Annotated in this window: 17 protein-coding genes, 2 tRNA genes, 3 rRNA genes and 1 pseudogene; 9 read left to right on the top strand and 14 right to left on the bottom strand. The window is 57.8% G+C overall.

Annotated elements, in window-relative coordinates; genetic code table 11:
• Nucleotides 1–59: 59 nt before the first annotated feature.
• The 3 genes from KUIN1_RS04745 to KUIN1_RS04735 all read right to left on the bottom strand — a co-directional run bounded on the left by KUIN1_RS04745 (nt 60) and on the right by KUIN1_RS04735 (nt 2,420).
• The gene (locus KUIN1_RS04745) at nt 60–1,268 is read right to left on the bottom strand and encodes a sugar transporter (RefSeq protein WP_003404729.1); all 1,209 of its coding nucleotides are present in this window, start codon (nt 1,266–1,268) and stop codon (nt 60–62) included.
• Between the two features lie 267 nt (nt 1,269–1,535).
• Nucleotides 1,536–1,967 carry a thiol-disulfide oxidoreductase DCC family protein gene (locus KUIN1_RS04740; protein WP_003404728.1) on the bottom strand — a complete coding sequence of 144 codons (432 nt, stop codon included), beginning with the start codon at nt 1,965–1,967 and terminating at the stop codon, nt 1,536–1,538.
• A 108-nt stretch (nt 1,968–2,075) separates the two neighbouring features.
• Complete coding sequence (locus KUIN1_RS04735) at nt 2,076–2,420, bottom strand: zinc ribbon domain-containing protein YjdM (RefSeq protein WP_032607348.1); 345 nt, start codon at nt 2,418–2,420, stop codon at nt 2,076–2,078.
• A gap of 258 nt (nt 2,421–2,678) precedes the next feature.
• On the opposite strand from KUIN1_RS04735, the gene KUIN1_RS04730 reads away from it, so the two are divergent.
• The 4 genes and pseudogenes from KUIN1_RS04730 to KUIN1_RS28485 all read left to right on the top strand — a co-directional run bounded on the left by KUIN1_RS04730 (nt 2,679) and on the right by KUIN1_RS28485 (nt 7,209).
• Complete coding sequence (locus KUIN1_RS04730; protein ID WP_103715107.1) at nt 2,679–4,700, top strand: acyltransferase family protein; 2,022 nt, start codon at nt 2,679–2,681, stop codon at nt 4,698–4,700.
• Nucleotides 4,701–4,765: 65 nt separating this feature from the next.
• A complete protein-coding gene (locus tag KUIN1_RS04725; protein ID WP_152091856.1) occupies nt 4,766–5,425 on the top strand; it encodes an HD domain-containing protein in 660 nt (219 codons plus the stop codon).
• Between the two features lie 107 nt (nt 5,426–5,532).
• Nucleotides 5,533–6,351 (top strand): annotated as a pseudogene (locus tag KUIN1_RS28490) (MCP four helix bundle domain-containing protein); the annotation flags it as partial.
• Nucleotides 6,346–7,209 carry a methyl-accepting chemotaxis protein gene (locus KUIN1_RS28485; RefSeq protein WP_370661176.1) on the top strand — a complete coding sequence of 288 codons (864 nt, stop codon included), beginning with the start codon at nt 6,346–6,348 and terminating at the stop codon, nt 7,207–7,209. The pseudogene KUIN1_RS28490 and the gene KUIN1_RS28485, both read left to right, overlap by 6 nt.
• A 56-nt stretch (nt 7,210–7,265) precedes the next feature.
• Here KUIN1_RS28485 and can read toward each other — a convergent pair whose 3' ends face one another.
• Nucleotides 7,266–7,904, bottom strand: coding sequence for a carbonate dehydratase (gene can, locus KUIN1_RS04715; protein WP_003345939.1), 639 nt, complete (start codon nt 7,902–7,904; stop codon nt 7,266–7,268).
• A 131-nt stretch (nt 7,905–8,035) separates the two neighbouring features.
• Between can and KUIN1_RS04710 the strand changes: the two genes are divergently transcribed.
• Complete coding sequence (locus KUIN1_RS04710) at nt 8,036–8,443, top strand: hypothetical protein (RefSeq protein WP_003404712.1); 408 nt, start codon at nt 8,036–8,038, stop codon at nt 8,441–8,443.
• A gap of 10 nt (nt 8,444–8,453) precedes the next feature.
• Here the strand turns inward: KUIN1_RS04710 and rimI are convergent, their stop codons facing one another.
• Nucleotides 8,454–8,906, bottom strand: coding sequence for a ribosomal protein S18-alanine N-acetyltransferase (rimI, locus tag KUIN1_RS04705; protein ID WP_103715113.1), 453 nt, complete (start codon nt 8,904–8,906; stop codon nt 8,454–8,456).
• Entirely contained in the window at nt 8,899–9,705 is an 807-nt protein-coding gene (locus tag KUIN1_RS04700) for a hypothetical protein (protein ID WP_024640209.1), read from the bottom strand. The genes rimI and KUIN1_RS04700 overlap by 8 nt, the downstream gene beginning before the upstream one ends.
• Nucleotides 9,706–9,849: 144 nt before the next feature.
• Here KUIN1_RS04700 and mksB point away from each other — a divergent pair, with 144 nt between their 5' ends.
• From mksB to KUIN1_RS04680, 4 genes are all read left to right on the top strand, one after another.
• Nucleotides 9,850–11,127: an Mks condensin complex protein MksB gene (mksB, locus tag KUIN1_RS04695; RefSeq protein WP_003404706.1), complete on the top strand. Its 1,278-nt coding sequence runs from the start codon at nt 9,850–9,852 to the stop codon at nt 11,125–11,127.
• A complete protein-coding gene (gene mksE / locus KUIN1_RS04690) occupies nt 11,117–11,824 on the top strand; it encodes an Mks condensin complex protein MksE (RefSeq protein WP_003319438.1) in 708 nt (235 codons plus the stop codon). The genes mksB and mksE overlap by 11 nt, the downstream gene beginning before the upstream one ends.
• Nucleotides 11,821–14,640 carry an Mks condensin complex protein MksF gene (gene mksF / locus KUIN1_RS04685; protein ID WP_011266671.1) on the top strand — a complete coding sequence of 940 codons (2,820 nt, stop codon included), beginning with the start codon at nt 11,821–11,823 and terminating at the stop codon, nt 14,638–14,640. Before mksE ends, mksF begins: the two co-directional genes overlap by 4 nt.
• 172 nt (nt 14,641–14,812) lie before the next feature.
• Complete coding sequence (locus tag KUIN1_RS04680; RefSeq protein ID WP_116886586.1) at nt 14,813–16,060, top strand: right-handed parallel beta-helix repeat-containing protein; 1,248 nt, start codon at nt 14,813–14,815, stop codon at nt 16,058–16,060.
• A 123-nt stretch (nt 16,061–16,183) separates the two neighbouring features.
• On the opposite strand, the gene rrf is transcribed toward KUIN1_RS04680, so the two are convergent.
• From rrf to pssA, 8 genes are all read right to left on the bottom strand, one after another.
• Nucleotides 16,184–16,299, bottom strand: a 5S ribosomal RNA gene (gene rrf, locus KUIN1_RS04675).
• Between the two features lie 158 nt (nt 16,300–16,457).
• Nucleotides 16,458–19,351, bottom strand: a 23S ribosomal RNA gene (locus tag KUIN1_RS04670).
• A 242-nt stretch (nt 19,352–19,593) separates the two neighbouring features.
• Nucleotides 19,594–19,669 (bottom strand) — tRNA-Ala (locus KUIN1_RS04665).
• Between the two features lie 30 nt (nt 19,670–19,699).
• A tRNA-Ile gene (locus KUIN1_RS04660) sits at nt 19,700–19,776 on the bottom strand.
• A 123-nt stretch (nt 19,777–19,899) separates the two neighbouring features.
• A 16S ribosomal RNA gene (locus KUIN1_RS04655) occupies nt 19,900–21,438 on the bottom strand.
• Together the 16S, 23S and 5S rRNA genes with 2 tRNA genes alongside form the textbook arrangement of a ribosomal RNA operon.
• A 499-nt stretch (nt 21,439–21,937) precedes the next feature.
• Entirely contained in the window at nt 21,938–22,570 is a 633-nt protein-coding gene (gene msrQ, locus KUIN1_RS04645; protein WP_057457682.1) for a protein-methionine-sulfoxide reductase heme-binding subunit MsrQ, read from the bottom strand.
• A complete protein-coding gene (gene msrP, locus KUIN1_RS04640) occupies nt 22,570–23,583 on the bottom strand; it encodes a protein-methionine-sulfoxide reductase catalytic subunit MsrP (RefSeq protein WP_103714208.1) in 1,014 nt (337 codons plus the stop codon). Before msrP ends, msrQ begins: the two co-directional genes overlap by 1 nt.
• Before the next feature lie 69 nt (nt 23,584–23,652).
• A complete protein-coding gene (gene pssA, locus KUIN1_RS04635; RefSeq protein ID WP_003406703.1) occupies nt 23,653–24,498 on the bottom strand; it encodes a CDP-diacylglycerol--serine O-phosphatidyltransferase in 846 nt (281 codons plus the stop codon).
• Nucleotides 24,499–24,519: the final 21 nt, after the last annotated feature.

The following is a 24,519-nucleotide window of genomic DNA, read 5'->3' as shown; positions in this document are numbered from 1 at the left end:
AGCCAGACCAAAAAGCTCGCTGAACGCATTGCGCGTCAGCGAGCTTTTTTATGCGTGCCCTATTTGCTCTCGGCCTGCATCTCGGCAGCAGGCCGCACCTTGCCGAAGTGATGCGTTGTATAGCAGCACAACCCCAGCCCCCCGAGGGCCAGCAGGCCGCCGACGATGCCGACATTGGCAACCCCGAGATGGCTGCTGACCACGCTGCCGAGCAGCGCGCCGCCGCCGATACCGATATTGAAGATGCCCGAGAACAGCGCCATCGCCACATCGGTCGCATCGGGTGCCAGCGACAGTACGCGCGCCTGCAAGGTCAGGCCGAAGCACATGATCGCCATGCCCCAGATAATGGTCAGCGTGCCGAGCGTCACGGCATCACCGGAGAGCGGCAACAGCATCAGCAGGCACAGGGTCAGCGTGCCAATGGCGGTGATCAACAGCCCGTTGGGGAAGCGATCGCTGAACAGGCTGAAGATGATCGAGCCCATGATCCCGGCCCCGCCAAAGACCAGCAGCAGGATCGTGGTCATTTCGCCGCTGAGCAGGGACACGGTCTGAGTGAACGGCTCGATATAGCTGTAGGCGGTGAAATGAGCGGTCACCACGATGGCGGTCAGCAGGTAGATCGCCATCAGCCGTGGGCGCTTGAACAGGATCGGCAGGCTGCGCAACGAGCCTGAGTTCTGACTGGGCAGCAAAGGCAGCGCGCGAACCAGCAGGAAGACTACCAGCGCAGCGATAGCGGCGATGCCCAGAAAGGTGGTGCGCCAGCCCAGGGCTTCACCCAGCACGCGGCCCAGCGGAATACCCAATACCATCGCCAGCGACGTACCGGTTGCCAGCAGGCCCAGCGCCTGAACCTGCTTGCCGGGCGGTGCGATGCGCACGGCCAGCGACGCCGTGACCGACCAGAACACCGCATGTGCAAACGCGATACCGACCCGGCTTACCAGCAGGATCGCGAAGCTGGGGGCAATCGCGGAAAGGACGTGGCTGACCACGAACAGGCCGAACACGAACATCAGCAACTTGCGGCGCTCGATGTTGCGCGTCGCCAGCATCATCGGCAACGACATCAGCGACACGACCCAGGCATAGATCGTGAGCATCAGCCCGACCTGGGCCGGGGTCATTTCGAAGCTCTGGCCAATGTTACTCAGCAGACCGATCGGCACGAACTCGGTGGTATTGAAAATGAAGGCCGCCAAGGCCAGCGCGAATACGCCAAGCCAGCTACCTGCCTGCTCGTTTGGAGGTGAAGTTATCAAGAATCACAACGCCCTGAAAATGTTCCGACCCGAAGGCCGATCGCCACGCATGAACACCACGCCTGACACCTGTATGCAAAACCGCGGCTCGCCCCACTGAAAAACCAACGCAAAAACGCTCCGCTCGACCTTCTGAATCGGGCGCAGTGTGCAAAGTGGATTATTGTGGATATGGGGAGTGAAGCCAGATGACTCGAATTCTACGGACCGCCAGAGTGGATCACAACCCGTGCGTGCCTGACAGACTTTACAAATGACCGCCGGTCGTCAGTCACCCAGGAAGCGCTGCCGGTCCTCGGGTGATGGCAACAGGCAGTGATCATAGCGCCCGAACAGGCGATATCGGTTGAGCGCGATGCGGTTGTAGGCCCAGTCCCGCAGAAAGCGTGGAAAAATCCCCAGCACCTTGAGCAGCGGCCACGGCGCAGGCAACAGCCCCATGATGTGCAGAAAGGCATCCGAGCGCACGAACACCCGATTGTTGACGATGACCGCGATGGTATGAAAATCGTCCAGTGGCAGCCCGGCCCACTTCAGCAATGCCTGACCTTGTTCCGACTGCACTGCGGCCAAGCGCAGACGTTGATGCGGGTCATGGCGAATCAGAAACTTCACCACGCCATTGCACAGCTTGCAGACGCCATCGAACAGCACGACACATTCATCGGGCTTCAGATAGGGGGCGGGGGTTTTCGGCACAGTATTCACCTGTTCAGGAAAAACAGCCTTGGCGCGCCCGGAAACATGAACGCCTCGCCAGTCGAAGGACCGGCGAGGCGTTCAGGCTAAAGCCATTACCCGGCAGAATCAAACCTTGCGGACGAACTCCGACTTCAGCTTCATCGCGCCGATGCCGTCGATCTTGCAGTCGATGTCATGGTCGCCATCGACCAGGCGGATGTTCTTGACCTTGGTGCCGACCTTGACCACCAGCGAGGAGCCTTTGACTTTCAGGTCCTTGATCACGGTGATGGTATCGCCGTCCTGCAGCACGTTGCCCGTTGAGTCCTTGATGACTTTCACCTCGTCGGACGCATCGGTGCCAGCGGCGTCGGCAGACCATTCATGGGCGCATTCCGGGCAGATCAGCAGGCTGCCGTCTTCGTAGGTGTATTCGGAATTGCATTTCGGGCAGGACGGTAAGCTCACAATGGTTCTCGCATCGAGGAGGGGTAAAACCATGCATTATAAGGGGCTTTTCCTGTTTCAGGTGGGAAGAGACTGATCTGTCGTCATAAACCTGCTTCAGTCATTGGACAGAAGCGAAGACCTGAACTAAAAAAATACAGCACGCTCTGTCTGGCAACGCCTCTTCTTCCTCTCACTACACGACCCCTGCGCCTCGCGTTGGCGGTAGCTATTGCAGCGTGCATTTACCGTCTCTTGCCACTTACTGCATGAGCACATCACATGGGCATCCCTCACAACCCGGCACTCGGCTATCGACCCGAGATCGATGGCCTGCGCGCGCTCGCGGTCATCCCGGTCATTCTGTTCCACGCGGGCATGCCGCTGTTCAGCGGCGGATTCGTGGGCGTCGACATCTTTTTTGTGATCTCCGGCTATCTGATCACTTCGATCATCCTCGCGGAGAAGATCAGAGGCCGGTTCTCGCTGATCAACTTTTATGAACGACGCGCGCGACGCATCCTGCCTGCGCTATTCGTGGTGATGCTGATCTGCCTGCCTGTCGCGTGGTTGACGCTCGATCCGTCGGACCTGAAATACTTCGCCAAGAGTCTGGTGGCGGTGCCGACCTTTTCATCCAACGTGCTGTTCTGGCTGGAAAGCGGCTATTTCGACGCCACGGCAGAACTCAAACCGCTGTTGCACACCTGGACGCTCGCGGTGGAGGAGCAGTACTACCTGTTCTTCCCACTGCTCTTGATGCTGGCCTGGGGCCTGGGCCGCAAGAGGTTGATCGTGCTGCTGATGGTCGTCGCCCTGGCCAGCCTGGCGCTCGCGCAACTGGGCGCCCATCAAGACGCCAGCAACGCGTTTTATCTGCTGCCGGCACGCGCCTGGGAATTGCTGGCGGGCTCGTTTATCGCCTTCTACTTTGCCTGGCGGCCGCGCAGCATCGGGCGCGCGAGCGTTGTAGATCAGGCGGCGACTTTACTGGGGCTTTTGCTGATCGGTTATGCCGTGGTCGGTTTCGACAGCAGCACGCCCTTCCCCGGCCTTAATGCACTGGTGCCCGTACTGGGCGCGGTGTTGATCATCGTCTTCGCCCATGGCAAGACTTGGGTTGGAAGAGCGCTGAGTTCACGTGTGCCCGTCGCGATCGGTATGCTCAGCTACAGCGCCTACCTGTGGCATCAGCCCGTCTTTGCCTTTGCCCGCCAGTACAACCTGACTGAGCCGGGCCTGCCGTTCATGCTGGCGCTTACCCTTGTGTCTCTGGTGCTGGCCTGGCTGAGCTGGCGTTTCGTCGAGCAGCCGTTTCGCAAGGCCGGCACCTTCAATCGCGGTCAGATTTTCACCACGGCAGGCGCCGCCTCCACATTCTTTGTCGCGCTGGGGCTGCTCGGCTATGTGAATAACGGCTTTCCCCAGCGTTTCGCCGTCGATCCGGAGTTGCATCAGGCATTCGCCGACCCGTTGATACGCGACAAATGCGACCAGCCACTGGCCGGCAAAGGCGGCAAAGTCGATTTTTGCCTGTTCGGACTCGCTGACGATCAGGCCGCGCCGGACATGGCGCTGTTCGGCGACAGCCATTCTGAAGCGCTGTTATCGACGTTCGACGCCGCCGCCCGGGATCAGGGCAGAACCCTCGCGCACATCGGTCTGGGCGGCTGCCTGCCCTTGCTCGGCGTGGACGTGGCCAACGGCAACTACGCTGCCGGGGTCTGCGAAGCGCTGGCCGATCGGGAATTCGACTACGTGAAGCGGCAGCGGATCAAAAAGGTCGTGCTGGTGGCGCGCTGGACGCTGTATACCGGCGACGACTACAGCGAGAGGACGATGAGCAAGTATTTCCTGACCTCGCGCACCGATCCGCAGAAAAGCCGGGAAACCTCGCGCAGGGTATTCAGCCAGGCCCTTGAACACACGATCGAGGCCTACCGCAGTATCGGCGCCGAGGTGTTCATCGTTGCGCAGGTGCCGCAGCAAATGATCAACCCTGAAAGTCTCTACTATCGCTTGGCGCGCGACGCTTCGGACAGCGATGAGCAGGCATTGAAGCGGGTCAGCGAACTGTCGGTGCCGATGGACAAACACGACCTGTTGCAGCGTTTCACCCGCCAGCTGTTCCTGCGTGCCAGCCAATCGAAACACATCAGCCTGATCACGCTGGATGACGCGTTCTGCAAGGACAGGCAATGCCTGATCGGCGACCTGCATTCGTACTACAAGGACTTCAACCACCTCAACGCCCGGGGTGCGGGGCTGCTTGTCGGCCAGATCAGCCATATTCTTGATCAGTGACAGGGTTTTATCGGGCGGCATTGTCTGTAATGCTGATGCCTGACCAGACGCCCGAGGACCACCGCATGACCGCCGCCAGCTTCACCCCCTTCGAGGATCTGGCCAACCTGCTGATACCCCACACTCATGCAGAGAAAATCGACGGCTCGCACGATGTCTCGCATTTGCTGCGTGTCTGGAAGAACGTCTGCGCCATTCGTGACCGTGAAGGCGGCGATGCCCGCGTCCTGATTGCCGCGACGCTGCTGCATGATTGCGTTTCGGTCGAGAAAGACTCGCCGTTTCGCGCCAGCGCATCGCGACTGGCGGCGGCGCGGGCCAGCGAATTATTGACCGAGATGGGTTGGGATGAACAAAGCATCGCCTCCGTCGCCCACGCCATTGAAGCGCACAGCTTCTCGGCGGCGATCACCCCCTTGACCCTCGAGGCCAGAATACTGCAGGACGCCGACCGTCTCGACTCGCTGGGCATGATCGGTGCGGCACGCACCTTTTACGTATCAGGGCGGCTCGGCAAAGCGCTCTACGACCCGTATGACCCGCATGCCAGCCGGCGCCCCTATGACGACCTGAATTTCGCCGTCGATCATTTCCACACCAAGCTGCTGCACCTGGCTGACGGTTTTCAGACCGATACCGGCGCACAGCTGGCGAAAGTCCGGCACCACCGGCTCAAGCGCTTCCTGGATGAGCTGATGGAGGAAGTTGCGACCCCTCAGCCATGAATCGTCGGCTGCCTACCCATCATTCAGTAGATGTCATAAAGACATCACACAATTGCCCTATAAACGGCTCTCCGAGAAGGTCCGTGTGTTTATAGGGGTTGTGTGCCGTGAAAAGATTTCTGCCTCGTTTCCTACGTCGGCAAGCCACAACGCCAACACTCTTGCGCCGCTTCAAAATCACGCTGCGCCTGGTGATCTGCTTCGCTATAACCTCCCTGCTGATGGTCGCGCTTGGCGTATTCTGCCTGTTGCAGATGCAGGCTATCCGCACCCAGGGCGAGGCGGTCGAGAGCGGCGCCCTGCCCAGTATCGCCACCGCCGATGCCATCGCTATCGGCCTGGTCAAACTGCGCAGCGAAACCACCCGTCTGATCGCCAACGCCGACGATCCGGGTGCCGTTATCAACAGCAAGATCAATGTCGAACAACTCAGGAACGAGGTCGAGAAAGGCTTCTCGGAATACCTGGCGCGTGTTCAGTCGGGCACTGAGCATGACTCGATTGTCGCGTTGCAGGATGCCTACAAGGCCTTCATGCCCGGCTTGCAGGATCAGATCGCGCTGATCGAGCAGAACAAGCTGGACGAGGCCAGGACGCTGGCCAACACCGTGCTCTCGCTGCAGGGTGACCTGATGGACATGCAGGTGCAGCTGTTGCGCGAACTGAACAAGCAGAGTGCGGCCGCCGCTGTAGAGGCCGCAGGTGCCAGCTATGAACAGACCCGGATCATCGCGCTGAGCGCCATCGGCCTGGTTTTGGTACTGACCCTGTTGCTGGCCTGGCGCCTGAGCGTCAGCATCATCCATCCGGTGCGGCAGGCGTTACACATCGCCAGCACCATTGCCGATGGTGACCTGAGCGAACACCCGATACCGGACGGCAAGGACGAGACCGCACAATTATTGATCACGCTCGGGCGCATGCGTACCAACCTGCACAGTACGATCGACCAGATCTACGCAGCGGCGACGCAGTTGTCGCAGTCGGTTCAGGAAATGGGCAGCATCGCCGAAGCCAGTGCGCTCAATCTGCAGCTGCAGAACACTGAAATCGAGCAGGCCGCTGTCGCGGTCAATCAGATGAGCCAGGCGGCCATCGAAGTGGCAGGCAACGCCAGCAATACCGTGACCGAGTCAGAGGCGTCGACCCAGGCGGCGGCACAAGGGCAGGAAAAGCTGTCGGCAACCATTCTGTCGATCAAGGAGTTGACCGAGAATGTGCTGGATTCGTCGCATCAGGCTGAAGGGCTGGCCGAACGTACCCAGAGCATCAGCAGCATCCTCGATGTGATTCGCGCAATCGCCAATCAGACCAACCTGCTGGCGCTGAACGCGGCTATCGAAGCGGCTCGTGCAGGCGAAGCCGGGCGAGGCTTTGCCGTGGTGGCCGATGAAGTCCGCTCACTGGCGCAGCGCACCAGTGCATCCACCGCGGAAATCGAAGGGCTGATCAGCGGCGTGCAGCAAAGCACCCAACAAACCGCCAGCTCGCTGCGCCACACGGCGACCCAGGCCAATCTGACAATGGAACAGGCCGCCTCGACCGGCGAAGCCTTGCAAGTGATCATCCAGTCAACCGCCACCATCAACGACCGCAACCTGCTGATTGCCAGTGCCGCAGAGCAGCAGGCCCAAGTGGCGACTGAAGTGGACCGCAACCTGAGCAGTATTCGCGACCTGTCCAGCCAGACCGCATCGGGCGCGCAGCAGACCACCGTCGCGAGTAACGCACTGTCGATGCTGGCGACTGATCTGAACCTGATGGTGCAGCGTTTCGTGCTGTGATGGGTTGAAACTCGCCAGCCAGCCTGCGCCACAGGCTGGCTGACGATAAGCAGCTGTCAGTCCTGCGGACGCAGACGGTACTGCGGGGGCAATTGCTCGAAACCACTGATGGTCACGTCGAGGCTTTTCCAGCGGCCATCCTTGATGCCATAGATGCAGCCATGCACGGACAGGCTCTGCCCACGGTGCCAGGCGTTCTGCACAATGCTGGTGTGACCGACGTTGGCCACTTGCTGAATCACGTTCAACTCACACAGGCGGTCGACGCGCTCTTCCTCGGTCGGCAGCTTGGCCAGCAACTCGCGGTTTTCGTAATACAGGTCACGAATCGTGCGCAACCAGCCGTCGATCAGGCCGAACTGGCGGTCCTGCATGGACGCCCGCACACCACCGCAACCGTAGTGGCCTGTGACCAGAATGTGTTTGACCTTCAATACGTCCACTGCGTACTGAATCACTGACAGGCAATTCAGGTCGGTATGCAGCACGACGTTGGCCACGTTGCGGTGCACGAACAGATCACCCGGCAGCATGCCGACGATTTCGTTGGCCGGCACGCGTGCATCGGAGCAACCGATCCACAGGAACTCAGGGGTTTGCTGGCGGGCCAGTTTGGCGAAGAACTCAGGATCTTCCTGCTTTATCGCATCGGCCCAGCGTGCATTGTTATCAATCAGGTCTTGTAGCTCGTTCATGCTTTGACGCCTCGATAATGATGCCCAGCCTTGGACTGGTGTCAGATCCTTCAAGTCACGGTCAACAAAAAAGGAATCTTCAAAGTCATGGCCGGTCCACTTTTTACGACCACCTGAAATGAGGATTTCCCATGAATGATTCACGCCGTCCGTTCGGTGCCACCGAACCGGAACCCATCGACGATAACGAAGACCGCATGGGCTCCATGGAAACACTCGATTTCGACGAGGAAGAACCGGGCCGTATCGGCGATCTTATCCCTGAAGGCGAGCTGCAACATGAAATTCCGGATCAACGCGTGCGTGAGGCAGGCCTGACGGGGGCTTCCACGGATGACCATCATTCGACTGACGATGATCTGTCTCCGGAAACCCTGATCCATGAAGACGGCGCTCGCTCACCGAACGAGCCAGGCGAAGACGTCCCGGCCGACCTGGACGTTACGGTTGTCGATGAAGATGACATTGGCGGTGGCAACGGCCTGGACGAAGAAGAACTGGCCATTGTCGAACCGCTGGACGGCAACACCCAGCGCTGACAGCGCCGTACTACTCGAAAAGCGTGCAGGCCATGACCACTGCGTCTTCACGGCCGCCGACCGCCGGGTAGTAATCGCGACGCCGGCCTATCTCGTTGAAACCGTAGTTTTCATACAGACGATAGGCTGGACGGTTGCTGTCACGCACCTCCAGAAAGCATTCCCGTGCATTGAGCTGGTAAGCGCGTTTCATCAGGTGGTCGAGCAGCAACAGGCCAAGACCACGCCCCTGGTTTTCAGGTTTGACCGTGATGTTGAGCAGGTGCGCTTCGTCGATGATGACCTGAATGACGCCGTGCCCGACCTGCTGCGCGCCCTCGAACAACAGCCAGATCTCGTAGGACTTTAGCCCGTCGAGAAAGATGCCGCGTGTCCAAGGATGACTGAACGCCGCGTATTCGATTTTCAGCACCGCGTCCATGTCGGCTTCGGTCATGCGGCGGAAGGTTACGGCATCACTCATCGATCGATTTCCAGCGCGTCATCAGCCGACGCATGGCTTTCCAGACATCCGCCTTGCGCTCAGGCTCGTCCATCAGTAATTCAAGACCTGGCAGCGCCCAGGCAGTGCCCAGACCCTCGATCTGCAGTTCACGGTGGTAAGACTCGGCATCGGCTTCACCGGCGTATTTCATCGACGGCAGACCGATCAGCCACAGGCAGGCGCAGGGCTCGTCCTCGAGCCGCGCGCCGACGAAGCCCTGCACGAAATCACGCGCCGCTTCCGGGCCCTGGTCCATCTGGCCGCGGACCAGCAACGGCCAGCGCACGGGCTCGCCGATGATCTGCGGGCTGTCGGGCAGACCGGCGGCGCGCAGCATGTCCTTGAGCAGCAGGTAGGAAGGATCACGGCTCTGAAACGGTTGACCGGTGGTCAGTTCGACCAGTAACAGGCAGCGTCCGGCGCGCAACAATTGCAGGGCAAAGCGCGGTGGCGGTACCACCGGCGCCTTGGGCGGCGCCGGCTCGGCTTCTTCGGCGGCCGGGGGCGCTGTGCGCGTGCTGGCCAGTGAAGGGCGCGGCACCTCGACCCTCGGGCGCTCGGGCTGCCGGGCAATCGGCTCGACGTTCGACGTTTCGGCAGGCGCAGCGTGCTCCGCTGGCGAAGCAGCAGGCGCGACACGTTGCACCTCGACCGGCGGCGGCAACGGCACAAGCAGTTGCGGACGCGACGGCGCGGCGAATGGCAGTTCTGTGCGCGGCAGCCAGTTGACCACCTGCATGGCAGTCAAATAAGCGCGGCGACGGGACTCGTTGAGCAAGGGTCAGCCACCTGTGGATAAGTTAAGCGCGCAATTCTAGCGTTGTTCGCCTTTTTGCGCTGCAGCATATCGCCCGCAGGTGAAATATCAGTCGGCTGATGCAGTACAATTGCCGCTTTTCACTTGCCAACAGTCGGCCTAACGATGATCGAACCCAAGCGCGTTCTGCGCGCCCTTGCCGAGCATTGGGCGCTTCTTGAGCCCTTATGCGAACATTTCGACCAGGGTACGTTGAGCCTGAGCGAGCTGCGCCTGCAATTGGGCGCTCAGCAGCAGGACAGCACTCCGCAAGACATCACCAATCTGCTGGACGTGTGGATCCGTCTGGACATTCTGGTGCCCGTCGCGAAAAGCCCGAACCGTTTCGAGCTCAACGCACAGATCCATGACTTCCTGTCGTACCTGCGCCGCGAGCACCGTCTGGGCCTGTGCCTGGAAATCGAGGCCTACCTGCGCCACCTGGAGCGACTGGCCGGCTACATTCAGGACGCATTCGAGGTTCGCGACGCCAACGACCTGGCCAGACAGCTGCGGCTGCTGGACATGCGCGTGCGCGACGTACTCAAGAAGCTCGCCAACGACGAACAGGCGCTGGTCGCCGTGGCCGACCGGGCCAAGACCAGCGACCGGCAGATCCCGTTGCGCCAGCGTTATGCCGAAGTGCTGGCGACGTGGGACGAATACGTCGAGCCGATGATTCAGCTGGTCAACGCGGATGGCGCGTTCGAACAGGGCGTGCGCAAGGTCGAGAACGTCCTGCTGCGCCTGCTGACCGAGCAACAACGTCTCGGTCACCTGGTCGACGACGACATGCTGCTGCGTACCCACGCGCGCATTCTGGAAATGCAGACCAGCGCCCAACTGACCTTGCGCCATGCGCGCGAGCTGCTGCTGCCACTGCGTGAAGAAGCGCGTCGCCATAACGCGGTGACACGCGGCGCAGCGCTGGCCCTGTCTGCCATTCGCCGCAAGGGACTGGATGCGGTGCCGCAGGCTGCCATGCCGATGTTCACCCGTCCGCAAAGCACGTTCCTGGGCAGTGCCAGTCAGGTCGAGGCCTACGTGTATGCGCTGGCGCGCTTTGAACCCAAACCCGCGAGATTCCCCAAGGCCAGCGGCACCCGCAAGGGCCAGGCGCCACGCGCACCGCGTACGGTCAAGGAGATGCTCGAGCGCTGCGAAGACGCCTTGCCGATGCCTGACCTGATGGTCTGGCTGCTGGAGCAGGAGCCGACCGGCGAAACCGACGAGCTGCTCTACTGGTTCTCGCGCCTGTCGCGAGACAAGCGCTTCGCCCGTGAACGCCTCGAGCGTCGCGAATATTTCACCCGGGAGCACCGCGTCAGCCTGCGCTCCTTTGCCCTGCTCGCTGCAAAAGACGAGCAGGCCGAGCATTCCGAGAGCACCGTTCATGCATCTTGATCTATCCGAAATGTCCCAGCTCGCGCCGATCTTTCGCGAGCTGTTCAAGGGCTATCACATCAGCCGCCGCGATCCGGAGCTGTACGCCCAGCTCTCCAACTGCCAGGACCAGTACCGTACGCTGTTCAAGGCACTGGGCTTTGAACTGGTCTGCGACACGCGTGGCTTTTATTACTTCGTGCCTGAACTGGCTGCCGCACAGGTCAACAAGACCGCCCAGCGTCTGGCGCTGTTCACCTTCATCCTCGTTGAACACCTGGCAGATCAGGGCCGTGACCCCATGTCGGTGCTCGACGGTGGCAGCCTGGGCCGCGACGAACTGCCTTCGATGCTGGAAAAGTACCGCGACCTGTTTCTCCAGGCTGAAGTACAGACCCCTGAAGAGCTTGAAGAAAAGATCATGCGCCGCATGACGCAGTTGGGCTTTGCCAGTGAGGAAGTGGGTATCTACCGCTTCCTGCCGCCGATGCACCGTTTTCTCGATGTGTGCCTGTCGGTGCAACAGGACCGCGATCTGGCAGCCAGCCTGCATAGCGCCCTGCCCCTGCCGACGCCTGTGCTCATCGATGACGACAGCGACGAGAAGCTGCTGGAAACCGATGACCCGCTGGACCTGGCTGAATTCGGCGAAGAGACCGAGGAAGAGGCGCTGGCCCGGGCAATCGCCGATGAGCAACGACAGGAGATGGACACATGAGCCAGGAACGTTATGGCATCCGCCGCTTTGCCCTGTTGAACACTGCCGGTTACAGCCTCGGCCTGTTCCCGCTGGAAAACCCGCTGTCGGTGTATGGCGCGAACAACCTCGGCAAAAGCGCCTCGATCAACGCCCTGCAATTTCCGATTCTGGCGCGCATGTCGGACATGAGCTTCGGCAAGTACAGCCTTGAGCAGTCGCGGCGCTTCTACTTCGCCTCCGACACCAGCTACATTCTGGTGGAAGTTTCCCTGCCCCACGGCCCACATGTCATCGGTGTCGTGGGTCGCGGTCCGGGTGGCGGCTTCGGTCATCAGTTCTTCGCCTATGCCGGCGAGCTGGATCTGGGTCATTACCAGAAGAACGACACCTGCCTGCGTCAGAAAGAGCTGTTCAGCAACCTGGAAAGCCAGGGCCTGAAAGCCTACGAGCTGAAGCCTGACGAACTACGCCGTCTGCTGGTCGGCGGCCACACGTCGATTCCGCTGGACCTGACCTTGATCCCGCTGCGCTCCACCAGCGAGCAGAGCCTCAAGACCTTCCGCGCGCTGTTCATCAACCTGCTGCACATGCGTGAAATCACCGCCGCCAAACTCAAGCAGCTGTTTCTGGATGCTTTCGAGCACAGCCTGCGTTCGGGCAGCGTCGACTATATTGCCGCCTGCGAAGAAGCCTTCCGCGATGTGCGGCGTATGGAACAGGACTACAACTCGCTGGTGCTGGCCGGCCCTCTGGTCGAGGCGCTGGCCGCTGGCGTCAAGCAGCGCGATGTGTTGCGCGGCAAGCTGCATCGTCTGTCACCGATCCTCGATTCACTGCTCGGCACCTGGTCGGATTACTCCGGTGCGCGCAAGGAAGAGCTGGTCATTCAGGCTGAGCATTACCGTGCCCAGCAGGATGAGATGCAGAACGATCAGCGCAGCAGCACTCAGGAGCTGATGCGCCTGGAGCGCGAGATCAGCAGCATCCAGCGCTGGGTCGGCGAGCTGTCGGTACTGAAGAATCGTTTTGCGCTGGTCGATGACGTCAAGGTGCTGGAGCAACAGCTGCTCGCCGCCAAGGACGCTCACGATGAGCTGGCCGGTGCGCTGGCCCAGTCCCGGCAGTTCAGCGCCGAAGACCTGGACGAGCGCCTGCGCGATCTGGAAAAACGCCTCAAGTCGGTCAAGCAACAGCTTGATCATGCGGACAACAACAGTTATGCCCGTCTGCGTGAAGAGTTTTCCCAGCCGGACGTGGAACGTCTGATGCGTCTGTTCAATAGCGCACTGTTCAGCTTGCCACTGGGTGAGCAAGGCATTGCGCTGGATGATGGCGATGCGTGGGTCAAGTCGCTTGAGACCATTCTGGACGGCTTCAAGGGCGATCAGTTTGCAGTACCGGGGCTGACCATCAACCTGTCGAGCATCGAGCCTCCTGCCCTGCAGGCGCTGGCCGATCGTGCCGCGTTGCGTGATCAGAAAGAGCGACTGGAGAAAGAACTCAAACAACTGAAAACCCAGCAGGCTGTCGCTGCCGACCGTTCGGCGAGCAAGACCCAGACCGAAGCGCTGTATCAGCAGGTGCTGGATGCGCAAAAGGCGCTTGAAGACTTCCGCCGCTGCCAGACCTTGAGCGCAGAGGAATCCACCAAGCTGGAAGAACTGGCGCAGATGGAAGCCGCTCAGGATGAACTGAAACGCTCCAGTGACGCGTTTACCGAACGCGTGCAGCAACTGTCCGCCAAGCTGCAATTGATCGCACGTCAGATCGGCGATATGGAATCCAAGCAACGCACGCTGGACGACGCGCTACGTCGCCGTCAGTTGCTGCCCGCAGACCTGCCGTTCGGCACACCGTTCATGGACCCTATCGATGATTCCATGGATAACCTGTTGCCGCTGCTCAACGACTATCAGGACAGTTGGCAGGGTCTGTTGCGCTGCGATGGGCAGATCGAAGCGCTGTATGCACAGGTTCGCCTCAAGGGTGTGGCCAAGTTCGACAGCGAGGACGACATGGAGCGTCGTCTGCAGTTATTGATCAATGCCTATGCGCACCGTACCGACGAAGCGCTTACGCTGGGCAAGGCGCGTCGCGCTGCGGTCACGGATATCGCACGTACCCTGCGCAACATCCGTAGCGACTACGACAGTCTTGAGCATCAACTGGCGCTGTTCAACCGCGAGATCAACAAGCGTCAGGTCTCGAACCTGGCAAGCTTCCGTATCGTGCTCGCCCCTAACAAGGAAGCGCTCAAGCACATTGACCAGATCATCCACAGTGCCGGGCAGTACGAAGAAGGCGAAACGCTGTCGGTCTTTGACCTGAGCCAGAGCGCAGAGCAGGACAACAAGAACGAAGAAGCCAAGGAATATCTGGCGCGGCTTGTGGCTGCCAACCACAACCAATTGGGCTTGAAAGACCTGTTCGAGCTGGCCTTCGAAATCACCAAGGTCAATGGCCAGCCGGTTATCCACACCGATATCGATGGCGCAGCCTCCAACGGCACCACGATGACCATCAAGGCATTGACCAACATGTACCTGCTGTTGCACTTGATGGATCGCGATCAGGCCGGTCGGGTGCGTTTGCCTTACTACCTCGACGAAGCCGCAGATATCGACGAGAAGAATCAGGCAGCCCTGCTGGAAACGAGTTTGCAACTGGGCTTCGTTCCAATTCTGGCCAGTGTGAAGCCACAGGTCTCGGCCCACGTCGCCATCGACCTGGAAGGCGGCAGCGGACCCAATGGTATTTACATTGATGAAGCGGACTGGAAATACATTCAGCGTCGTGACGATGTGAAACCAGAGGTTCCGGAACTGGCCTCTTAAGGGCTGATTGACGTAACCAGAAGGCCGCATGTGAGTGCGGCCTTTTTTATTGTCTTTGAATTGAGAAGGCCCTGTTGCAGGCCTCAGGCGAGCAGACTCTTTATTCATCGAATTCATAATGAGGTGCAGCAAACACGCATACGATTACACCAGGCAGGCTTGGAGTGACCCCATGAGAACGATACTGTTGACGGTCTTGCTGGTCGGTGCTGCAACAGCGCAAGCAACTGACTACTACGTGGCCCCCGATGGCGATGATCACGCGGCGGGTAGCAAAGGCGCACCGTTACGTACCATCATGCAAGCACAGCAAGCCGCAAAAGCCGGCGACACGGTGTACTTTCGCGGCGGCCTCTATGCCTACACAGCCGGCATCAACCGCTGCGCCACCCGTACAGACACCGTGAATGCCATCACCCTGAACAACAGCGGCAGCGAAAACAAACCTATACGCTACTGGGCCTATCCAGGCGAAACACCGGTTTTCGATTTCTCGGCCATGAAAGACGATTGTCGCGTCAAAGGCTTCAACGTTACCGGTAGCTGGCTACACCTGAAGGGGCTGGAGGTGACCGGCGTGCCGCAACAACCGGAAAACCATCTCAACCACGAGTCATGGGGCATCTGGAACAGCGGCAGCCACAATACCTTCGAGCAACTCAATCTGCATCACAACATGGGACCCGGCCTGTTCATTCAGAACGGCGGCTATAACCTGGTACTGAATACCGACTCCCACCACAACTACGATCCTTACACCTCAAACGGCGCAGGTCAGAGTGCAGACGGCTTCGGCGCGCATATCAAGGCGGGCCATCCTGGCAATGTATTCCGCGGTTGCAGAGCGTGGGCCAATTCCGACGACGGCTTTGACCTGATCAATGCCTTCTCGCCAGTCACCATCGAAAGCTCATGGGCATGGCAGCAAGGTTACCTGCCTGGCACGCGCACAAAACTTGAAGCAGGTAACGGCAATGGCATCAAAGCCGGTGGATACGGTGGCAAGTATGTGCCTGACGGCGTGAAACACATCGTCCGTAACTCAGTTGCCTTTGACAATAAGTCCGCTGGTTTCTATGCCAATCACCATACCCTGGCACTGGACTTCATCAACAACACGGCTTTTGCAAATGGCGTGAACTACAACATGGCAGGTATCGCCCCGGATGGTTCGCTGATCCCTCTCGGCAACCTGTCCAACAACATCGCTTACAAGGGACGCTTGACCGTTAACACCGAAGGACTGGATATGGCACACAACTCCTGGACATTGCCAACGCCGGTAACCGATGCAGACTTTGGGGATGTCTCCGATACGGGGTGGGATGCGCCGCGTCAGTCAGACGGAAGCCTGCCGGTGCTGCGCAGCTTCCACCTGCGACCCGGCAGCAGACTGGCAGGGATGGGGGCGTTCCACTAAACCTCGCGGAGTCTCTGGCTGCATTGCAGCGGAGTGAGTCAGGCAGGGAACGCACATCGAACAATAAACCCCAGACAAACAAAAACCCTCAACGCGTAAGCGATGAGGGTTTCTGGAATTCAATCTTGACGATGACCTACTCTCACATGGGGAAACCCCACACTACCATCGGCGATACATCGTTTCACTACTGAGTTCGGGATGGGATCAGGTGGTTCCAATGCTCTATGGTCGTCAAGAAATTCGGGTACCGAATCGTGCCTTGTGGCGCGCTTCAGCAAATCGGGTATGTGATATCAAGCTGTTTCAGGTGTCGTTCGTGACGCAAACTTTCGGTTCGTGTCATCTTCACAGTCACCGCAATCTGGTCATTCGACGCAAATTGCTTGGGTGTTATATGGTCAAGCCTCACGGGCAATTAGTATTGGTTAGCTCAACGCCTCACAGCGCTTACACACCCAACCTATCAACGTCGTAGTCTTCGACGGCCCTTCAGGGAACTCAAGGTTCCAGTGAGATCTCATCTTGAGGCAAGTTTCCCGCTTAGATGCTTTCAGCGGTTATCTTTTCCGAACATAGCTACCCGGCAATGCCACTGGCGTGACAACCGGAACACCAGAGGTTCGTCCACTCCGGTCCTCTCGTACTAGGAGCAGCCCCTCTCAAATCTCAAACGTCCACGGCAGATAGGGACCGAACTGTCTCACGACGTTCTAAACCCAGCTCGCGTACCACTTTAAATGGCGAACAGCCATACCCTTGGGACCGGCTTCAGCCCCAGGATGTGATGAGCCGACATCGAGGTGCCAAACACCGCCGTCGATATGAACTCTTGGGCGGTATCAGCCTGTTATCCCCGGAGTACCTTTTATCCGTTGAGCGATGGCCCTTCCATACAGAACCACCGGATCACTAAGACCTACTTTCGTACCTGCTCGACGTGTCTGTCTCGCAGTCAAGCGCGCTTTTGCCTTTATACTCTACGACCGATTTCCGACCGGTCTGAGCGCACCTTCGTACTCCTCCGTTACTCTTTAGGAGGAGACCGCCCCAGTCAAACTACCCACCATACACTGTCCTCGATCCGGATAACGGACCTGAGTTAGAACCTCAAAGTTGCCAGGGTGGTATTTCAAGGTTGGCTCCACGCAGACTGGCGTCCACGCTTCAAAGCCTCCCACCTATCCTACACAAGCAAATTCAAAGTCCAGTGCAAAGCTATAGTAAAGGTTCACGGGGTCTTTCCGTCTAGCCGCGGATACACTGCATCTTCACAGCGATTTCAATTTCACTGAGTCTCGGGTGGAGACAGCGCCGCCATCGTTACGCCATTCGTGCAGGTCGGAACTTACCCGACAAGGAATTTCGCTACCTTAGGACCGTTATAGTTACGGCCGCCGTTTACCGGGGCTTCGATCAAGAGCTTCGCTTGCGCTAACCCCATCAATTAACCTTCCGGCACCGGGCAGGCGTCACACCCTATACGTCCACTTTCGTGTTTGCAGAGTGCTGTGTTTTTAATAAACAGTCGCAGCGGCCTGGTATCTTCGACCGGCAGGGGCTTACGCAGTAAATGCTTCACCTCCACCGGCGCACCTTCTCCCGAAGTTACGGTGCCATTTTGCCTAGTTCCTTCACCCGAGTTCTCTCAAGCGCCTTGGTATTCTCTACCCAACCACCTGTGTCGGTTTGGGGTACGGTTCCTGGTTACCTGAAGCTTAGAAGCTTTTCTTGGAAGCATGGCATCAACCACTTCGTGTTCTAAAAGAACACTCGTCATCAGCTCTCGGCCTTAAGATCCCGGATTTACCTAAGATCTCAGCCTACCACCTTAAACCTGGACAACCAACGCCAGGCTGGCCTAGCCTTCTCCGTCCCTCCATCGCAATAACCAGAAGTACAGGAATATTAACCTGTTTTCCATCGACTACGCTTTTCAGCCTCGCCTTAGGGACCGACTAACCCTGCGTCGATTAACGTTGCGCAGGAAACCTTGGTCTTTCGGCGTGGGTGTTTTTCACACCCATTGTCGTTACTCATGTCAGCATTCGCACTTCTGATACCTCCAGCAAGCTTCTCAACTCACCTTCACAGGCTTACAGAACGCTCCTCTACCGCATCATCAAAAGATGATACCCGTAGCTTCGGTGCATGGTTTGAGCCCCGTTACATCTTCCGCGCAGGCCGACTCGACTAGTGAGCTATTACGCTTTCTTTAAAGGGTGGCTGCTTCTAAGCCAACCTCCTAGCTGTCTAAGCCTTCCCACATCGTTTCCCACTTAACCATGACTTTGGGACCTTAGCTGACGGTCTGGGTTGTTTCCCTTTTCACGACGGACGTTAGCACCCGCCGTGTGTCTCCCATGCTCGGCACTTGTAGGTATTCGGAGTTTGCATCGGTTTGGTAAGTCGGGATGACCCCCTAGCCGAAACAGTGCTCTACCCCCTACAGTGATACATGAGGCGCTACCTAAATAGCTTTCGAGGAGAACCAGCTATCTCCGAGCTTGATTAGCCTTTCACTCCGATCCACAGGTCATCCGCTAACTTTTCAACGGTAGTCGGTTCGGTCCTCCAGTTAGTGTTACCCAACCTTCAACCTGCCCATGGATAGATCGCCCGGTTTCGGGTCTATTCCCAGCGACTAGACGCCCTATTAAGACTCGCTTTCGCTACGCCTCCCCTATTCGGTTAAGCTCGCCACTGAAAATAAGTCGCTGACCCATTATACAAAAGGTACGCAGTCACCCAACAAAGTGGGCTCCCACTGCTTGTACGCATACGGTTTCAGGATCTATTTCACTCCGCTCTCCGCGGTTCTTTTCGCCTTTCCCTCACGGTACTGGTTCACTATCGGTCAGTCAGTAGTATTTAGCCTTGGAGGATGGTCCCCCCATATTCAGACAAGGTTTCTCGTGCCCCGTCCTACTCGATTTCATTGCAAAGAGATTTTCGCGTACAGGGCTATCACCCACTATGGCCACCCTTTCCAGAGTGTTCCGCTAATCTCAATACAACTTAAGGGCTGGTCCCCGTTCGCTCGCCACTACTAAGGGAATCTCGGTTGATTTCTTTTCCTCAGGGTACTTAGATGTTTCAGTTCCCCTGGTTCGCCTCTTGCACCTATGTATTCAGTACAAGATAACCATCTTATGATGGCTGGGTTCCCCCATTCAGATATCTCCGGATCACAGTCTGTTTGCCGACTCCCCGAAGCTTTTCGCAGGCTACCACGTCTTTCATCGCCTCTGACTGCCAAGGCATCCACCGTATGCGCTTCTTCACTTGACCATATAACCCCAAGCAATCTGGTTATACTGTGAAGACGACATTCGCCGAAAGTTTGCATTTCACAAACTTTACCTTAGCCCGGACACACACCAGTGAAAGAGGTGCCCGGTCTATATTTCTTTCTATCACATACCCAAATTTTTAAAGAACGATCTAATCAAAGACTAGAAATCAACATTCATGCACCCCTTGTCTTGCAGGATGGAATGCTCATTTCTAAGCTTTCAAACAGAAGCAGTAAGTGGTGGAGCCAAGCGGGATCGAACCGCTGACCTCCTGCGTGCAAGGCAGGCGCTCTCCCAGCTGAGCTATGGCCCCGTATTTCTACAGGCGTTTCCCACACAAAATTGGTGGGTCTGGGCAGATTCGAACTGCCGACCTCACCCTTATCAGGGGTGCGCTCTAACCAACTGAGCTACAGACCCAATTTCGAGCTTGTAGCCGCTAGCGTTAAGCTATCAGCTTGGAGCTTAAAGCTGCTTCTAATCGTCTTCTTCAATGAATCAAGCAATTCGTGTGGGTGCTTATGGCGCAGCTGAGTCGTCGATTAAGGAGGTGATCCAGCCGCAGGTTCCCCTACGGCTACCTTGTTACGACTTCACCCCAGTCATGAATCACACCGTGGTAACCGTCCTCCCGAAGGTTAGACTAGCTACTTCTGGTGCAACCCACTCCCATGGTGTGACGGGCGGTGTGTACAAGGCCCGGGAACGTATTCACCGCGACATTCTGATTCGCGATTACTAGCGATTCCGACTTCACGCAGTCGAGTTGCAGACTGCGATCCGGACTACGATCGGTTTTGTGAGATTAGCTCCACCTCGCGGCTTGGCAACCCTCTGTACCGACCATTGTAGCACGTGTGTAGCCCAGGCCGTAAGGGCCATGATGACTTGACGTCATCCCCACCTTCCTCCGGTTTGTCACCGGCAGTCTCCTTAGAGTGCCCACCATGACGTGCTGGTAACTAAGGACAAGGGTTGCGCTCGTTACGGGACTTAACCCAACATCTCACGACACGAGCTGACGACAGCCATGCAGCACCTGTCTCAATGTTCCCGAAGGCACCAATCCATCTCTGGAAAGTTCATTGGATGTCAAGGCCTGGTAAGGTTCTTCGCGTTGCTTCGAATTAAACCACATGCTCCACCGCTTGTGCGGGCCCCCGTCAATTCATTTGAGTTTTAACCTTGCGGCCGTACTCCCCAGGCGGTCAACTTAATGCGTTAGCTGCGCCACTAAGAGCTCAAGGCTCCCAACGGCTAGTTGACATCGTTTACGGCGTGGACTACCAGGGTATCTAATCCTGTTTGCTCCCCACGCTTTCGCACCTCAGTGTCAGTATCAGTCCAGGTGGTCGCCTTCGCCACTGGTGTTCCTTCCTATATCTACGCATTTCACCGCTACACAGGAAATTCCACCACCCTCTACCATACTCTAGCTTGCCAGTTTTGGATGCAGTTCCCAGGTTGAGCCCGGGGATTTCACATTCAACTTAACAAACCACCTACGCGCGCTTTACGCCCAGTAATTCCGATTAACGCTTGCACCCTCTGTATTACCGCGGCTGCTGGCACAGAGTTAGCCGGTGCTTATTCTGTCGGTAACGTCAAAACAATCACGTATTAGGTAACTGCCCTTCCTCCCAACTTAAAGTGCTTTACAATCCGAAGACCTTCTTCACACACGCGGCATGGCTGGATCAGGCTTTCGCCCATTGTCCAATATTCCCCACTGCTGCCTCCCGTAGGAGTCTGGACCGTGTCTCAGTTCCAGTGTGACTGATCATCCTCTCAGACCAGTTACGGATCGTCGCCTTGGTGAGCCATTACCTCACCAACTAGCTAATCCGACCTAGGCTCATCTGATAGCGCAAGGCCCGAAGGTCCCCTGCTTTCTCCCGTAGGACGTATGCGGTATTAGCGTCCGTTTCCGAGCGTTATCCCCCACTACCAGGCAGATTCCTAGGCATTACTCACCCGTCCGCCGCTCGCCACCAGGTACAAGTACCCGTGCTGCCGCTCGACTTGCATGTGTTAGGCCTGCCGCCAGCGTTCAATCTGAGCCATGATCAAACTCTTCAGTTCAAACATCTAACTGGGTTTTGAGAAAACCCTAAACTTGGCTCAGCAATCGTTGGTTACATCTTTGATTTCTCGCGGAGTAACTTGGGTTGCTGATAATCTGTTGACTTCAGCCTGACACCACAAGCACCCACACGAATTGCTTGATTCAGTTGTTAAAGAGCGGTGGGTTAAGACCTTTCGTCTCAACCGAGGCGCGCATTCTACAGCGTCCTCTGTATCTGTCAAGCGGTTATTTCAAGAAGTTTTCAAAGTTTCCTTTGCAACTTCAACCACTTGCGCTGCGACCAACTCTTGAGTTGCTCATCAGCGGGAGGCGAATTCTACAGCGTTACAACCGCGTGTCAAACTCTTTTTTCTCACCGCTGCCGATCACTCCAGACCCGACCTCCTTCCTCGCTGACTCTTCACTCTAAAACCTTGCAAACTATTGATCTACAAGGCTTTTTCGTTTCCGTCTGCGCCGGAAGTGGGGCGAATTATAGACACCTCACAGAGGGCGTCAACCGTTATTTTGAACTTTTACCGATCTGGCCTTCGCAGCGCCGCCCAGACGCGGGATTCGCCGAGCAAACACGGGAATGCGCAGCAGTAACAGGAATGCACCTATCCCCGCATACAGCGCCCACTCTTTAAGGTCAGCCCGGACAATCCAGAACATATGCAGCAGGCCCAGCCCCAGAATTACGTAGATGATCCTATGCAGCTTTTTCCAGCGTGCTCCCAGACGGCGCTGACTATAACGGTTGGAAGTCAGCGCCAGCGCAAGCAACCCCAGCAACGCCAGCGCACCGACGATGATATAAGGACGCTTGACCAGCTCGACACCCAACTGCCCCCAATCCAGCCCCAGAATGAACAGTGCGTACATGCTCAGGTGCAGCAACGCATAGGCAAAGCACCACAGGCCCAGCTGGCGACGCACCACAATCCACCCGGACCAACCGGTAAGGCGCTGCAACGGTGTCATGGAGAGCGTGATCAGCAGCATGACCAGCGTCGCCACTCCGAAGTTTTCCACAAGGACTTTGCCGGGATCAGGCCCGAGCGCAAAAATCCATGCCTGGTACAACCACCACACAGGCGCAATACAAGCGGCAAGAAATACAGCCAGACGCAAAAACGGATATCGCATCAATAGTCCTTCCGCAAATCCATGCCGGCGTACAAGGAACCCACCTCTTCCTCATAGCCGTTGAACATTTTCGTGTCGCGCAGATTCGGGCTGAACAGACCGCTCGGCAAGCGGCGCTCGCGGGCTTGCGTCCAGCGCGGGTGATCGACAGTCGGGTTGACGTTGGCATAGAAGCCATACTCGTTTGCCGCAATGCTTTGCCAGGTGGTCTTCGGCTGCTCACTGACCAGACTGATACGCACGATGGACTTCACACTCTTGAAACCGTACTTCCATGGCACCACCAGGCGTAACGGTGCGCCATTCTGGTTAGGCAGCTCACGCCCATACATGCCCACCGCCAGAATCGCCAGAGGGTTCATCGCCTCGTCCAGACGCAGCCCTTCTACATAAGGCCAGTCGATCAGGGCAAAGTCCGAGCGCTGACCCGGCATGGACTTGGCGTCCTCCAGCGTTTCGAACCGGATGTATTTGGCTTTGGAGGTCGGCTCTACCTGCTTGAGCAACGCAGAGATCGGAAAACCGATCCATGGGATGACCATCGACCAGGCTTCGACGCAACGCAACCGGTAGATCCGCTCTTCCAGCTGGTAAGGCTTCATGAAGTCTTCGAGCGCATAGCGGCCAGGCTTGGCGACTTCACCATCGATCACGACACTCCACGGCTCGGTCTGCAGAGAGCCAGCGTTCTTGGCAGGATCGCCCTTGTCAGTACCGAACTCATAGAAGTTGTTGTAATGGGTTGCGTCCTTGAACGGCGTGATCGCCTCGTCCTGGACGTTGACCGCCTGCCATTTCGTGGCAGGCAGTTTTTCCGCGAACCAGCCTGGCGCTTTGCCTGGCTCTACATCGGCATACCGCGAAGCATCTGCGGCCCCCGCCCAGCGCGGCATTGCCGTGACGGCAAGACCTGCAAGCGAGCTGGCGAGCAATGTGCGTCGCGAGAGATAAATGGATTCAGGCGTGACGTCCGACTCTTTGGAGTCGGACGCAGAAGGAAGTTTGATTAACATGATGACTCCGCAGGCCAGGGAACTGATGCACCAATAGACTACGGAGTATGGTGGAAATTAGATCATTGACTAGGCCTTGCGGCGACGTAGCAGATACTGAATGGGGCCGGACAGAGCGTAAGCGAGAAATATCAGCAGCAAAATGCGCGGCGGGTCGCTGAATACGACAGCAAACACCAAGACCACCGCCAGAATCGCAACGAACGGCACGCGGCCCTTCAAGTCCAGCTCCTTGAAGCTGTTGTACTTGATGTTACTGACCATCAGCATACCGGCGGCCGCGACCAGCAACGCAACGAGAAACGACAGCTTGGAGCCCTGAATCCCGAAATCGCTGAATGCCCAGACCGTGCCGGCCACTACACCTGCCGCTGCCGGACTGGCCAGGCCGATGAAGTAGCGCTTGTCAGCCTTGCCGACCTGCGTATTGAAGCGCGCCAGACGCAATGCGGCGCCGGCTACATAGATGAAGGCAACCATCCAGCCGACCTTGCCCATGTCGCCCAGCGCCCAGCCAAATGCCAGCAACGCCGGGGCCACACCAAAGGCAACCATGTCGGACAGCGAATCGTACTCGGCGCCAAACGCGCTTTGCGTGTTGGTCATGCGCGCCACACGACCATCCAGGCCGTCGAGCACCATGGCCACGAAGATCGCAATCGCAGCGAATGCGAAATACTTGCTTGCCCCGGCAAAATCACCGGCGCTCATGGCGCTTTGCGCACTCATGGAGCTGATGATGGAGTAGAAACCCGCGAACAGATTCGCCGTGGTAAACAGGTTGGGAAGCAGGTAGATACCCCGATGCCGGACCTGCCGGCCTTCGGCGTCATGGCCCTCTTCCACGTGTTCATCGATAGGTAGCAGACTTTCAGCGTCAGAGGCCTTGACGGGCTCTTCAGGACGTTCGCTCATGGAGATTACCTTGCAGCGGTA

Origin of the sequence: Pseudomonas sp. KUIN-1, from assembly GCF_009176725.1 — a bacterium.
GTDB classification, from domain to species: domain Bacteria; phylum Pseudomonadota; class Gammaproteobacteria; order Pseudomonadales; family Pseudomonadaceae; genus Aquipseudomonas; species Aquipseudomonas fragariae.
The sequence above is the reverse complement of the archived record's forward strand: the minus strand, read 5'-3'. Positions and strand labels throughout refer to the sequence as shown.

Coding starts and splice junctions, on each gene's coding strand:
- KUIN1_RS04680 (WP_116886586.1), top strand. CDS start 14,813: ATGAGAACGATACTGTTGACGGTCTTGCTGGTCGGTGCTGCAACAGCG.
- mksF (WP_011266671.1), top strand. CDS start 11,821: ATGAGCCAGGAACGTTATGGCATCCGCCGCTTTGCCCTGTTGAACACT.
- mksB (WP_003404706.1), top strand. CDS start 9,850: ATGATCGAACCCAAGCGCGTTCTGCGCGCCCTTGCCGAGCATTGGGCG.
- rimI (WP_103715113.1), bottom strand. CDS start 8,906: ATGAGTGATGCCGTAACCTTCCGCCGCATGACCGAAGCCGACATGGAC.
- msrP (WP_103714208.1), bottom strand. CDS start 23,583: ATGTTAATCAAACTTCCTTCTGCGTCCGACTCCAAAGAGTCGGACGTC.
- KUIN1_RS04725 (WP_152091856.1), top strand. CDS start 4,766: ATGACCGCCGCCAGCTTCACCCCCTTCGAGGATCTGGCCAACCTGCTG.
- pssA (WP_003406703.1), bottom strand. CDS start 24,498: ATGAGCGAACGTCCTGAAGAGCCCGTCAAGGCCTCTGACGCTGAAAGT.
- KUIN1_RS04730 (WP_103715107.1), top strand. CDS start 2,679: ATGGGCATCCCTCACAACCCGGCACTCGGCTATCGACCCGAGATCGAT.
- can (WP_003345939.1), bottom strand. CDS start 7,904: ATGAACGAGCTACAAGACCTGATTGATAACAATGCACGCTGGGCCGAT.
- KUIN1_RS04710 (WP_003404712.1), top strand. CDS start 8,036: ATGAATGATTCACGCCGTCCGTTCGGTGCCACCGAACCGGAACCCATC.
- msrQ (WP_057457682.1), bottom strand. CDS start 22,570: ATGCGATATCCGTTTTTGCGTCTGGCTGTATTTCTTGCCGCTTGTATT.
- KUIN1_RS28485 (WP_370661176.1), top strand. CDS start 6,346: ATGCGTACCAACCTGCACAGTACGATCGACCAGATCTACGCAGCGGCG.
- mksE (WP_003319438.1), top strand. CDS start 11,117: ATGCATCTTGATCTATCCGAAATGTCCCAGCTCGCGCCGATCTTTCGC.